Genomic DNA, 12,986 nt, shown 5'->3' on the forward strand with positions numbered 1-12,986 from the left:
GCATGTGTAGGAGCGAGCTTGCTCGCGATTGGGCCGCATAGCGGCCCCAGTGCACTCAGTTACCTTTCACTGCGTAATCAGGGCGCTTGTCGTTACCCGGAATGAACGGGCTCCAAGGCTGTGCCCGCAGTGGCTGCTCGGTCTCCCAGACCACGCTGAACTGCCCATCATCCTGGATCTCGCCGATCATCACCGGCTTGTGCAGGTGGTGGTTGGTCTTGTCCATGGTCAGGGTGAAGCCGGACGGTGCCTTGAAGCTCTGCCCAGCCAAGGCTTCGCGCACTTTGTCGACCTCGGTGGACTTGGCTTTTTCCGCCGCCTGCGCCCACATGTGGATGCCCACATAGGTGGCTTCCATCGGGTCGTTGGTCACCGCCTTGTCAGCGCCGGGCAGGTTCTTGGCCTTGGCGTAGGCCTTCCAGTCGGCGACGAACTTCTGGTTCACCGGGTTATCCACCGATTCGAAGTAGTTCCACGCCGCCAGGTGGCCCACCAACGGCTTGGTGTCGATGCCACGCAGTTCTTCTTCACCCACCGAGAAGGCTACCACTGGCACGTCGGTGGCCTTCAGGCCCTGGTTGGCCAGCTCTTTGTAGAACGGCACGTTGGAGTCGCCGTTGACGGTGGATATGACAGCAGTTTTGCCGCCGGCAGAGAACTTCTTGATGTTGGCGACGATGGTCTGGTAATCGGCATGGCCGAACGGGGTGTAGACCTCTTCGATGTCCTTGTCGGCCACGCCTTTGCTGTGCAGGAAGGCGCGCAGGATCTTGTTGGTGGTGCGCGGGTAGACGTAATCGGTGCCCAGCAGGAAGAAGCGCTTGGCGCTGCCGCCTTCTTCACTCATCACGTACTCCACGGCCGGGATGGCCTGCTGGTTGGGCGCGGCGCCGGTGTAGAAGACGTTCGGCGACATCTCTTCGCCTTCATATTGCACGGGGTAGAACAGCAGGCCGTTGAGCTCTTCGAACACCGGCAGTACCGACTTGCGCGACACCGACGTCCAGCAGCCGAACACCACGGCAACCTTGTCCTGGGTCAGCAGCTGGCGGCTTTTCTCGGCGAACAGCGGCCAGTTGGATGCCGGGTCGACCACCACTGGTTCGAGCATCTTGCCATTCACGCCACCCTTGGCGTTGATCTCGTCGATGGTCATCAGCGCCATGTCCTTGAGCGAGGTCTCGGAAATGGCCATGGTCCCCGACAGCGAATGCAGGATGCCGACCTTGATGGTCTCGGCGGCCTGGATGCTCCAGCTCAGGCCCATCGCCGCAATCGATGCGCTGAGGGTAAAGGCCTTGATCAGACTGCGACGCTTCATGTGCTCTCTCCGCTGGTTTTTTTGGTGTTGGCCAAGCGGGAGGGGCTTTGCAAGGGGTGTGCCGAATGGCGAGAGGCGCGTAATAGACGGGGTGTGCGAGGTATTGGGGCGCGGGAAGGGGCCAGGTTGGTGCTTGAAAGATTTGCGTGCACAGCATTGGGGCTGCAAAGCAGCCCCTTGCTGCATCAGTTGTTGCGTACAGCCGCGCGCGGGTGGCGCTTGCTGCGCACACCCTGGTAGGTGACGGCCAGCAGCACGAACCAGATCGGCGTTACCAGCAGCGCCGAACGGGTATCCGCCTCCAGGCTCAGCAACACCAGGATGAAGGCGAAGAAGGCCAGGCACACGTAGCACATGAAGCGCCCGCCGGGCATCTTGTACTTCGATGCCTGGTGCAGCGCTGCGCGGGTTTTGCGGTACTTCAAGTACGACAGCAGGATCAGCGTCCAGACGAACATGAACAGCACCGCCGAAACCGTAGTGATCAGGGTAAACGCCTCGACTACGTCAGGAATCAGATAGATCAGCACCGCGCCCAGCAACAGGCAGGTACAGGAGAAGTACAGGCCGTTGGCCGGTACTGCGCGGCGCGACAGTTTCTCCAGTGCCTTAGGCGCGTCACCTTCCTGGGCCAGGCCGTAGAGCATGCGGCTGGTGGAAAACACGCCGCTGTTGGCCGACGAGGCCGCCGAGGTCAGTACCACGAAATTGATGATGCTGGCCGCTGCCGGCAGGCCGGCCAGGACGAACAGTTCGACGAACGGGCTCTTGCCCGGTACCACGTCGCGCCACGGGGTCACGGCCATGATCGCGAGCAGTGCCAGCACGTAGAACACGATAATACGGATCGGGATCGAGTTGATTGCCCGGGGCAGGGTGCGTTCGGGGTTTTTTGCTTCGGCGGCGGTGGTGCCGACCAGTTCGATACCGACGAAGGCGAACACGGCGATCTGGAAGCCGGCGAAGAAGCCCATCAGGCCATTGGGGAACATGCCGCCGTCGTTCCACAGGTTGGCCAGCTGCGCGGTGCGCCCGCTCGGCGACTCGAAGCCGCTGATGACCATGTACAGGCCGGTGGCAACCAGGCCGAGGATGGCGACGATTTTGATCAGGGCGAACCAGAACTCGAGCTCGCCGAACATCTTCACGGTCACCAGGTTCAACGACAGCAGCACCGCCACGCAGGTCAGCGCGGGTATCCACTGTGGCAGTTCCGGGAACCAGAATTGCGTGTAGGCGGCGATCGCCACCACATCGGCGATGCCGGTGACCACCCAGCAGAACCAGTAGGTCCAGCCGGTGAAGTAGCCGGCCCAAGGGCCCAGCAAGTCGGCGGAGAAGTCGATGAACGACTTGTAGTTGAGGTTCGACAGCAGCAGTTCGCCCATGGCGCGCATGACGAAGAACAGCATGAAGCCGATGATCATGTAGACGAAGATGATCGATGGGCCGGCAAGGCTGATGGTCTTGCCCGAGCCCATGAACAGGCCGGTGCCGATCGCGCCGCCGATGGCGATGAGCTGGATGTGGCGGTTGGTCAGGTTGCGCTGCAGATGCTGCTCTTCAGCGGGAGGGGAAGAGGTCCGGGTCATTGGCTGCATTCCATTGAGGGTCAGTCTTTTTTTGTGAAAGCCAAGTAGGCTAACACGGGCGTCCCAATTCGGGGCGCGACAGATCGACACGATTCATGGGTAGCAGGGGGCCGCTTTGCGGCCCCGCAGGCCTCAAGCCTGGGCCAGTACCCGGCGGCGCACCACCAGGCTGTCGACCAGCCACATCACCACCATCGACACTCCCACCAGCGGGAACATCACCCCCAGCACGACCATCACCCCGACTGCCGTCTTCCAGCGCGGCAGGTCATGGCGCAGCGGCGGCACACCCAGCCCGCCCGCTGGCCGGCGCTTCCACCACATCACCAGGCCACTGACCGACCCCAGCAGAATCATCAGGCACACCACAAGGATGATGATCTGGTTCAACGCCCCGAACATCTTGCCTTCATGCAGCATGACGCCCAGCTCGGTAGCCCGGGCGACCGGGCTGTAGTCCTGCCAGCGCACGTCGGCCAGCACCTTGCCGGTGTACTGATCGACATGCAGGGTGGCGTCGTTGCGTGGGTCGTCGGCGAACACCGTAACGGTGAACACGCCGTCGGCCGTGGTCGGCAAGGTAATGCTGTAGCCCGGCTCGACCTGACGCGAAGTGGCGATGTCCTCGACCTGCTGCAAGCTCACTTGCGGCGCTGCCGGGGCGTTCGACATCATGTGGTGCCCGGCATGTTCGGCATGGGCGCCGGACTGCGGCATGGGGGTGTTCTCCACCGCCCAGGGCACGGTCTGGCGATGGGCGCTGTTGAGCTCGCGGGCCTGCTGGTCGGACTTGGGCACGTCGTTCCACATCGCGGCAGGGAAACGGTTCCACAAGTCGGCGTACTGCTTGCCCCACATGCCCGTCCAGGTCATGCCACTGAGCAACATCAGCAGCAACAGGGCCGAGCCCCAGAACCCGGTCACCGCATGCAGGTCACGCCACAACAGCCGACCGCGTGCGGAAAACCGCGGCCACAGCACGCCGGCGCTGTTGCGCCCGCGTGGCCACCACAGATACAGGCCCGACACCACCAGCACGATGCCCCAGCCCGCCGCCAGCTCGACCAGGCGATCACCGACCGTGCCGACCATCAGCTCGCCATGCAGGGCACGGGCAACCGCCTGCAGGTTCTGTTTGCCATCCTGCTCGCCGAGCAGCTTGCCACTGTAGGGGTCGACGAACACGTTCAGTTCGCGCCCGCCGTCATGCACCACGAACTGCGCGCTGCGCTCGGCATCCAGGGGCGGCAGGTACTGGCCGACATGGCCTTGTGGATAAGCCTTGCGCACCTCGGCCAGCAGGGTGTCTGCAGGCTGTCGATGATGGCCGGCTTCGACCACCATCAGGTCGCGGTACAGCAGCGGGTCGAGCTGCGGTTTGAACAGGTAGATGATCCCGGTGATCGCCAGCAGGATCATGAACGGGGCGACGAACAGCCCCGCGTAAAAATGCCAACGCCAGGCCAGGTTGTAGAAAGAGATGCGTGTTCCGCGCATGGGAACCTCCTGTTTGACCAGGTGAGGGGCGCGACCGCAGCCGCGCCCATTGTTGTTGTCAGAAGCTGAAGTCGACCTTGGTCCAGAAGGTCCTGCCTGGCTCGTTCACCGGCTGTGGGTCTGTGGCCGGGTAGCCGAACCCGGCGTTCCCGGCCAGGTTCAAGTGCTCGGCGTAGGTTTTGTCGAACAGGTTGTCGACCCCTGCGCTGAGCTTGAGGTTGTTGTTCACCTTGTAGGCACCATTGAGCGAGAACACGCCGAAGCCAGCGCTCTTGTCGTAGTCCTTGCCCACCACATTGCCCTGGTTCTCGGCGATGCGGTTTTGCGCGGCCACCAGCCGCCACAGGGCACCGACACTCCAGACGTCGCGGCTGTAGGTCAGGCCCAGGCGGCTCTCCAGGGGCGGCATTTGCGGTAGCGCTTTGCCATCACTGCTGTTCTTGCCCCAAGCGTAGGCCAGGGTAGCGTCGGCTTTCCAGTTTTCGCTGAGCTTGTAGGCCGCGCCCAATTCGCCGCCCATGATGCGCGCGTCGATGTTCTGGGCCTGGGAAGTGCTCATGCCCATCATGCCGGTGTGGTAGTCGAACAGAATGTAGTCGCGGATCTGCCCGACATACCCCGAGGCCCAGGCCTCCAGGCGTTCGTCGCGGTACTGGATGCCGAAGTCGAGCTGGGTGGTCTTCTCTGGCTTGATGCCGTCGAAGGCGTTGGCAGCACCGGCCGGCGCTTGCTTGGGCGAGAACAGCTCCCAGTAGTCGGGGAAGCGCTGGGCATGGCCCAGGCCGATGTAGGTGGTGGCGGAAATGGCCGCCAGGTCGTGCTCGTAGCGCACGAAACCGCTGGGCAGGGTATCGGCGCGGGTGTCGCCTTCAGTGGCGCTGCCTTTACGGAAGTCACGGGCCGAGGCACGGTCCAGGCGGGCGCCGCTGATCAGCCGGTCTGCGTCGCTGACGTACCAGGTCAGCTCGCTGAAGGCACCGTAGTTATGGAAGTCGGCGTCCTTGGTCCAGGCCTGGCCCTTGTGCGCATCGACGCCCATGCCACCGCGCTGGCGATGCTCGTTGGTCTGCGCATCAATACCGCTGACCAGTTGCACGTCGGCCCAGCGCCAGGTCGCCTTGACCCGGGCGCCCATGGTGCGGCGGTCGACGTTGCTGACCATGGGCATGCCCATCATGCCGCTGCCGGAGGGGGTACGCAGGCTGTAGTTGTCCATCACGTGGTCGGCGTAGTTGTAGTAGACCTGCGCCTCGACCTTGTCGAGCACGTCGCCGAGGTTGGACTTCTCGAACCGCAGCCCCAGGCTTTCACGCTTGAACTGCGAGCCGTCCATGCCGCGCCCGGCATAGCGTGCTTCGCCGTCGCCCTTGCCGGCGGTGAGTTCCAGCAGGGTGTCCTGGTCGGGGGTCCAGCCGAGGGTGACATCGCCGTTCCATTTGTCCCAGCGCGACGGCACGGTGTCATCGTTGCCGTCATGGTAGTCGTCCGAGCGCGACTGGTTGCCGACGAAGCGGGCATAGGCCTGGCTGTTGCCGGCGGCGGCGTCCAGTACCTTGTCGAAGCGGCCATTGGAGCCGGCCAGCAGGCTGGCGTTGACGCGGCTGCCCAAGGTGCCGAATTTTTCCGGTTCGCGTTCGAAGAGGATGGTACCGGCCGAACCGCCAGGGCCCCAGATCACGCTTTGCGGGCCTTTGATCACGGTCAGGCGGTCGTAGGTTTCGGGTGATATGTACGAGGTCGGTGCATCCATGCGGTTGGGGCAGGCGCCCAGCATCACGCCGCCATTGGTGAGGATGTTCAGGCGTGAACCGAACATGCCGCGCAACACGGGGTCACCGTTGGTGCCGCCGGAGCGGATTGCCGAGAAACCGGGGATGGTCTTGAGGTAATCGGCACCGTCGCTGGCCGGTACCGGCTGGCGCGGGTCTTTCGGGTTGGTGACCACGGTCAGCGGCGAGCTGGGCGCCACGGCGGTGATCACCGTCGGGCTCAGCTCGGGGGCGGCATGCGCGTGCTCGGCGTGGCCGAGGTCGCTGGCCAGGGCCATGGGCGCGATCAGCGAACCGCAGACGGCGGCGATGGCCCCGCGCAGGGACAGGGCAAAAACAGGGGTGCAGCCAGACATAATGATTCCAGTCGATCAGTCATGAGTGAGCGCGAAGCCTCCTGGCTCCGTGCGGACAATGTGTTTTCAGACGCTGATCGAGGAAGGCGGTGCGCGGCTGCGCGCACCCGGGAATACAGCCTGCCGGGCATGCCCCTGGCGCGTGGTTGCAAGAAGGTGAGTGGAGGGGACTGCTACGCCGGCACTGAGCGGGCTGAGGGTTTGCGGCAGTGCGGGGCAGTTGAACAGCAGGCTGCAGTAGCCGCACTTTTCCCACATCACATGCAGTTGGCCATCGCCGCCATGGCCATCATGGCCGTGGTGCGAGTCCACGCTCTGCGCGTGCTCGTGGGCCATCGACATGCCCGTCGGCATGTTCATGCCGGCGTGGTGGTCCATCGGCATCGACTGGGAAACCAGCGGGCCGATGAAGATCATCCACATGGCGAACAGGCTCAGCCAGCCGCCCCCGACGCGCCTGCGTTCAGGGCGGGGGGTATGGCTGATGCTGTTGCGCGGCAGGCTCATGGCGAGTGCCTGTCAGCTAATGTTCAGTGCGCGTGTTCGTGAGCCTGGGGCTGGGGCTGGCCCGAGGGCGCCTCTTTCTGCACGGCGATTTCGACCGTGACATCACCGGCCTTCTCGAAGTGCAAGGTCAACGGGAAACGCTTGCCGTCGCTGAGCAGGCTGCGGTCCTTGGGCTGCATCAGCATCACGTGGTAGGCGCTGGGGGCGAAGGTCACATCCTTGCCGGCGGGTACTACCACGCTGGGCACCTGTTGCATCTTCATGGTGCCGCTGGCCGTCATGGCGTGCTCGTGCAACTGGGCGTCATCGCTGATGGGGCTGTCGACACTCAGCAGGCGGTCATCGGCCTGGCCATTGTTGTGCACGACGAAATACGCGGCGACGTTGGGCGCGTTGGGGGGCAGTTGCAGTGACCAGGGGTGCGCGATGTGCAGGTCGCCCACGGTGTATTCGTGGGCAGTGGCGAAGGCGCTGGGCAGCAGCAGGGCGGCCACGACGAGGGCTTGCTTGAGCATGGTGAGTCTCCGATCTGTTCAGGTTCAGGCAGACAGCGTGAGCAACTCAGACCAGAGGGGAGGCACGGGGGTTGAGCGCGGGCCATAGCTGGCGCGGCGTGGGTTGGTAGTCGGCAAGCAGCGGCAGGTGCCCGGCGTGCAGTGTCGGCGGGTTGTGCAACTGCGGCGGGTAGCCGGGCAAGGCCAGCAGCGGCGCGGCGCCAGCGCAGCACCAGCAGTTCATCATGCTGGCGCTGTCGTCGCTTTGCGGGCCGAGGTCGATCTTGGCCAGGGCCTGGACGTCGACCTTGGCCTTGTTGGCCATGCTGGAACAGAAAGCCCCCCACAGCAACTGCTCGGCCGGGCCCTTGGGCGCGGCAGAAGACAGCGGCATGGCCAGCAGGTTGAACAGCACTGCTAGGCAGGCTATCCAGGCAATGTGCCGACGTGGGGGCATGGAGAGATCCGGTCAGGAATCGTGGTGGGTATTGTAAGGCGCAGTATAGGTAAAAAAGGCGGGGTGCGGTGAAGTGACGCAGGTGGGAGGGGCTGGGGCCGCTTTGCGGCCCCTTCGCGGGGCAAGCCTGGCCCGCTAACTCAGGGCTTGTTGCGGCCCATCAGGCCGCGCACGGTCTCTTGCAGGTCGGCCGGCAACACCACGACTTTGGCATTGCTGCTGCTGGCCAGGTTCTCCATCGCGCCGATGTAGCGCTCGCCCAGCAGGTACATGGCCGGCACGGTCTCGCTGCCCACGGCCTCCTTGACCAGCGAAATCGCCCGTGCCGACGCCTCGGCCAGGTTGATCTGCGCCTCGGCGTCCAGCTTGGCGGATTGCAGGCGTGCTTCAGCTTCGAGGATCGCAGCCTGCTTGGCACCTTCGGCACGGGTGACGTCGGCTTTACGTTCACGCTCGGCAGCGGCCTGGCGTTCCATGGCCAGTTGCATGTTCTCGGATGGCTTGATGTCCTGGATCTCGACCGAGCGCACGGTCACGCCCCAGTCTTCGGTCTGCTCGGACATCGCCTCGCGCAGGCGGGCCTTGATCTGCTCACGGCTGGACAAGGCTTCGTCCAGGTCCATGGCGCCGACGATGGCGCGCAGCGAGGTCATGGTCAGGCTGGTGACGGCGAAGGAGAAGTTCTGTACGCCGTACGAGGCCTTCTGCGGGTCGACCACCTTGGCGAAGCACAAGGCGTTGGCGACGATCACCGCGTTGTCCTTGGTGATGATTTCCTGCTCTTGCACATCGAGGATGATGTCTTTGGTGGGCAGGCGGTAGGCGACCACGTCCACGTACGGAATGACGATGTTCAGGCCGGGTTTGAGGGTGTTGTTGTAGCGGCCAAGGCGCTCGACGATCCACTCCTCGCCCTGGGGCACGATACGCACCCCCTTGAACACGGTGATCAGGACGAACAGGGCGAGGGCGCCCACGACGATAAGGCTGGTCATGATACGAACTTCCTTTCAGTACGGATTCAGGCCCGGATGACGCGGGCGGTATTGCCTTCGATGGCGGTGAGGCGCACACGCTCGCCGGACGGGATCTCAGTGTCGGCGACGCAGGTCCATTCTTCGTTGCCGAGGATCGGCTTCTGGAAACGCACGCGGCCTTTCTGGAACTCGGAAACGCTGGCGGTCAGCAGGCCGACTTCACCGATCACGCTATCGGCCGTCCAGCGCACATCCGGTTTTTTGCGCCGGAACAGCTTGAACCACAGGGCGGTGGTGGCTGAGGACAGCAGCACCCACAGCAGCATCTGCATATCCAGTTGCAGGCTGGGTGCGGCGAGCGAGATGAGCGAAACCAGCACGGCACCGATGCCGAACCAGAGAATGAAGAACGTAGGCAGGACCAGTTCGAGCAGGATCAGCGCGATACCGAATACCAGCCAGATCCACCATTGCATTTCCATATGAATGAAGCCTTCCGGGGGAGGGGGGAAGAGTTTAGGGCAGAGGATGGGCAGAAGGCTATTCAGACAAGTTGGCGTTGGGTGTAGGAAGAGGCTGATTTGGCATAGAGGCGGTTGGGGGGGAGAAGTGCTTGCCGTAGGTTTTTTGGCGCCTTGAAGATCGAGCGCCGCCCGCGCGGCGCATCGCGAGCAAGCTCGCTCCTACATTCGTTTTGTGCCAGTTATTCCTGAGGCATTGGCGCGCGCCCCTTTTCGCGCCCGCCTCAATATCGCGTCGTACAAACAAGGCGGTCGCGTGCGATGGTACAGGTATTACTGGCACGAAACGAATGTAGGAGCGAGCTTGCTCGCGACGCGCCGCGCGGGCGGCGCTCGATCTCGAAGGCGCTACAAAACCCACGCCATGCGCCTCGTCCCTACCCGCGGTCCAAGTCCGCCATCAACGCTTCGCACGCCCCATACTCCCGATCCACCCCAGGCAGCTCCGGCCGCTTCAGAATCAACACCGGCACCCCTAGCTCCCGTGCCACTTCAAGCTTGGGCTCGGTCGCCAGGCTGCCGCTGTTCTTGCTGATCAGCACATCAATCTGCCGCCGCGCGAACAACGCACGCTCCTCTTCAATACGAAACGGCCCACGCGCGCCAATCACTTCGCAGCGGTCGTTACCCGGGCAGGCTTCCAGGGCCCGCAATGTCCAGAACTGTTCCGGCGGTATCTCTGCCAGATGTTGCAACGGCTCGCGCCCCAGCGTGAACAGCGGCCGCCGGAAGGGCGCGAGTGCGTCGATCAGCCCCGCCCAGTCTTGCACCTCGCGCCAGTCGTCACCCGGCTGCGCTTGCCAGGCAGGCCGGCGCAACGCCCAGCACGGAACACCTGCAGCGCGTGAGGCAACGGCGGCGTTGTGGCTGATTTGCGCGGCATAGGGGTGGGTGGCATCGATCAGCAGCGTGATACCCGCCTCACGCAGGTAGCGGGCAAGGCCTTCGGCACCGCCAAAGCCGCCAACCCGCACCTGGCATTGCAGGTCCTGCGGCACGCGGCCGATGCCTGCCAGGCTGTAGACATGCTGCGGGCCCAGCTGGCGGGCGATGGCCAGGGCCTCGGTCACGCCGCCCAGCAGCAGGATGCGCGCGCTCATTGCACGCCCGCCTGGCCGACGATACCGCCTTGGCGGTCGATGGCGAATACCTCGACCTGGACCTGCGCGGGCACCACGCTGCGGGCGAATGCCAGCGCATGCGCGCAGACGGCGTCGCCCAGGGCAATGCCGGCGGCATGGGCCAGTGCCAGGGCTTGCTGGCTGGTGTTGGCGGCGATGATCGCGGCCTGAAGGTTTGCATCGGCGCCGACAGCCGCCGCCCAGCCGGCCAGTTGCGGCAGGTCGATGCTCGAATGGCGGCTGTGCAGGTCCATGTGCCCGGCGGCCAGCTTGCTGATCTTGCCGAAGCCACCGCACAGGCTCAGGCGCGGTACCGGCACCTTGCGCAGGTGCTTGAGCACGGCACCGACGAAGTCGCCCATTTCTATCAGGGCGATTTCCGGCAGGCCGTAGACCCGGCGCATGGTGTCTTCGCTGGCGTTGCCGGTACAGGCGGCAATGTGCGTGTAGCCGTTGGTGTGGGCCACGTCGATACCCTGATGGATCGAGGCGATGTAGGCCGCGCAGGAAAACGGCCGGACGATGCCGCTGGTGCCCAGGATCGACAGCCCGCCGAGGATGCCCAGGCGCGGGTTCATGGTCTTGAGCGCCAGCAATTCACCGCCCTGCACGTTGACCGTCACTTCGAAGCCGCCATGATAGGCACACGCCTCGGCCAGGCGTTGCAGGTGTTCGCCAATCATGCGCCGGGGCACCGGGTTGATCGCCGGCTCGCCCACCGCCAGTACCAGCCCCGGGCGCGTCACGGTCCCCACGCCATGGCCGGCGACAAAGCGGATGCCGGGTTCGGCCAGCAAGCGGACCTGGCTGTAGAGCAGGGCGCCATGGGTCACGTCCGGGTCGTCGCCGGCGTCCTTGAGGGTGCCGGCTTCGGCGCACTGCCCTGCGCGACGGCAGAACTCCAGGCGCATCTGCACCACCTTGCCCTTGGGCAGGGTGATGCTCACTGCGTCGTCACAGACGCCTGTCAGCAGCAGGCGCGCCGCTGCGAGGCTGGTGGCGGTGGCACAGCTGCCGGTGGTCAGGCCGCTGCGCAGCGGCGCGGGTTGTTCGTGGGTTTCTTCACGCATCGAAGGGTTTCACCACGTCCAGCAAGGTGATCGGCAAGGCCTGGCGCCAGGTGTCGAACGCCCCCAGCGGCTGCGCGTGGGCAACATGGATACGGGTCAGCTCGCCACCGTGCTGCTCGCGAAAATGCGCCAGGGCCAACTCGCTTTGCAGGGTGACTGCGTTGGCCACCAGTCGCCCACCCGGGCGCAGACGCTCCCAGCACAGCTCCAGCACGCCTTCACGGGTTACCCCGCCACCGATGAAGATCGCGTCGGGTTGCTCAAGGCCTGCCAATGCCGCCGGCGCCTTGCCGCGTACCAGTTGCAGGCCAGGTACGCCCAGCGCATCGCGGTTGTGTTCGATAAACCCCTGGCGCCCTTCGTCGGCCTCGATGGCCAACGCACGGCAGGCAGGGTGGGCACGCATCCACTCGATGCCGATCGAGCCACAGCCCGCGCCCACGTCCCACAGCAGCTCGCCGGGCTGCGGGGCGAGGCGGGCCAGGGTGATGGCGCGGACATCGCGCTTGGTCAGTTGGCCGTCATGCTGGAAAGCCGTGTCTGGCAGCCCGGCAACCCGTGGCAGGCGTGGTGCATTGGGCGCGGCGAGGCACTCGATGGCCACCAGGTTCAGCGCTGCAACCTGGGTGTGAGGCCAGTCCTGGGCGCTGCCGGCCAGTTCGCGTTCATCGGCGCCGCCAAGGTGTTCGAACACGCGCAGGCGACTTGGCCCGAAACCACGCGCGCACAGCTGGGCGGCAATCGCGGCAGGGCTGTCGCCGTCATTGCTCAGTACCAGCAGGCGGGCACCGCTGTGCAGGTGGGCATTGAGCGCCGCCAGCGGCCGGGCGACCACCGATACCACCTGCACCTCCTGCAGCGGCCAGCCCAGGCGGGCGGCGGCGAGGGCGCAAGAAGACGGCATCGACAGCACGCGCATCTCGCTGGCGGGCACCTGGCGAGCCAGGCTGGCGCCGACGCCGAAGAACATCGGGTCGCCGCTGGCCAGCACGCAGACAGGGGCACTGCGCGCTGCCAGTACCGGCGCCAGGGAGAACGGGCTGGGCCAGCTCAGCCGCTCGCCGACCACGCAGCGCGGCAGCAAGGCCAGTTGGCGGGGGCTGCCGAAGATCCGCGAAGCGCCCAGCAGGGCGCGCCGGGCCTGCTTGCCCAGGCCGTTGAAGCCGTCTTCGCCGATGCCTACTACTGTCAGCCAGGGTGCCATGTGTTTCAATCCGCCATTTCTGGGGCGCGAAGCGGCCCCGGGTAAACGATAAGCTCGACCACCGGCTTTTCATGCCGCCGGACAAAGCAGGCATAATACC

Annotated in this window: 12 protein-coding genes; all 12 read right to left on the reverse strand. The window is 64.9% G+C overall.

Annotated elements, in window-relative coordinates; all coding sequences use genetic code 11:
• Positions 1 to 55: 55 nt before the first annotated feature.
• Positions 56 to 1,321 carry an urea ABC transporter substrate-binding protein gene (gene urtA / locus DJ563_RS23760; protein WP_033701760.1) on the reverse strand — a complete coding sequence of 422 codons (1,266 nt, stop codon included), beginning with the start codon at positions 1,319 to 1,321 and terminating at the stop codon, positions 56 to 58.
• A gap of 185 nt (positions 1,322 to 1,506) precedes the next feature.
• Positions 1,507 to 2,913, reverse strand: coding sequence for a D-serine/D-alanine/glycine transporter (gene cycA / locus DJ563_RS23765; protein WP_186652717.1), 1,407 nt, complete (start codon positions 2,911 to 2,913; stop codon positions 1,507 to 1,509).
• A gap of 132 nt (positions 2,914 to 3,045) precedes the next feature.
• Positions 3,046 to 4,410 (reverse strand): PepSY-associated TM helix domain-containing protein, encoded by a 1,365-nt coding sequence (locus tag DJ563_RS23770; RefSeq protein WP_434518430.1) that lies wholly within the window; start codon positions 4,408 to 4,410, stop codon positions 3,046 to 3,048.
• A gap of 58 nt (positions 4,411 to 4,468) precedes the next feature.
• Entirely contained in the window at positions 4,469 to 6,535 is a 2,067-nt protein-coding gene (locus DJ563_RS23775; RefSeq protein WP_434518431.1) for a TonB-dependent copper receptor, read from the reverse strand.
• A gap of 66 nt (positions 6,536 to 6,601) precedes the next feature.
• The gene (locus DJ563_RS23780) at positions 6,602 to 7,042 is read right to left on the reverse strand and encodes a DUF2946 domain-containing protein (RefSeq protein ID WP_434518432.1); all 441 of its coding nucleotides are present in this window, start codon (positions 7,040 to 7,042) and stop codon (positions 6,602 to 6,604) included.
• A 23-nt stretch (positions 7,043 to 7,065) separates the two neighbouring features.
• The gene (locus DJ563_RS23785; RefSeq protein ID WP_434518433.1) at positions 7,066 to 7,557 is read right to left on the reverse strand and encodes a copper chaperone PCu(A)C; all 492 of its coding nucleotides are present in this window, start codon (positions 7,555 to 7,557) and stop codon (positions 7,066 to 7,068) included.
• 46 nt (positions 7,558 to 7,603) lie between these two features.
• Positions 7,604 to 7,993 carry a DUF2946 domain-containing protein gene (locus tag DJ563_RS23790; RefSeq protein WP_274097512.1) on the reverse strand — a complete coding sequence of 130 codons (390 nt, stop codon included), beginning with the start codon at positions 7,991 to 7,993 and terminating at the stop codon, positions 7,604 to 7,606.
• A gap of 140 nt (positions 7,994 to 8,133) precedes the next feature.
• Positions 8,134 to 8,988: an SPFH domain-containing protein gene (locus tag DJ563_RS23795; protein ID WP_434518434.1), complete on the reverse strand. Its 855-nt coding sequence runs from the start codon at positions 8,986 to 8,988 to the stop codon at positions 8,134 to 8,136.
• A gap of 26 nt (positions 8,989 to 9,014) precedes the next feature.
• Positions 9,015 to 9,452 (reverse strand): NfeD family protein, encoded by a 438-nt coding sequence (locus tag DJ563_RS23800; protein ID WP_033701751.1) that lies wholly within the window; start codon positions 9,450 to 9,452, stop codon positions 9,015 to 9,017.
• A gap of 416 nt (positions 9,453 to 9,868) precedes the next feature.
• Positions 9,869 to 10,591, reverse strand: coding sequence for a cobalt-precorrin-6A reductase (locus DJ563_RS23805; RefSeq protein WP_434518435.1), 723 nt, complete (start codon positions 10,589 to 10,591; stop codon positions 9,869 to 9,871).
• Positions 10,588 to 11,682 carry a cobalt-precorrin-5B (C(1))-methyltransferase gene (locus DJ563_RS23810; protein ID WP_033701749.1) on the reverse strand — a complete coding sequence of 365 codons (1,095 nt, stop codon included), beginning with the start codon at positions 11,680 to 11,682 and terminating at the stop codon, positions 10,588 to 10,590. The genes DJ563_RS23805 and DJ563_RS23810 overlap by 4 nt, the downstream gene beginning before the upstream one ends.
• Positions 11,675 to 12,886, reverse strand: a complete 1,212-nt coding sequence (gene cbiE / locus DJ563_RS23815) for a precorrin-6y C5,15-methyltransferase (decarboxylating) subunit CbiE (protein ID WP_434518436.1) — start codon at positions 12,884 to 12,886, stop codon at positions 11,675 to 11,677. Before cbiE ends, DJ563_RS23810 begins: the two co-directional genes overlap by 8 nt.
• Between the last annotated feature and the right edge of the window lie 100 nt (positions 12,887 to 12,986).

The sequence above is a fragment of the Pseudomonas sp. NFX1 genome (assembly GCF_051123555.1).
GTDB lineage: Bacteria > Pseudomonadota > Gammaproteobacteria > Pseudomonadales > Pseudomonadaceae > Aquipseudomonas > Aquipseudomonas capeferrum.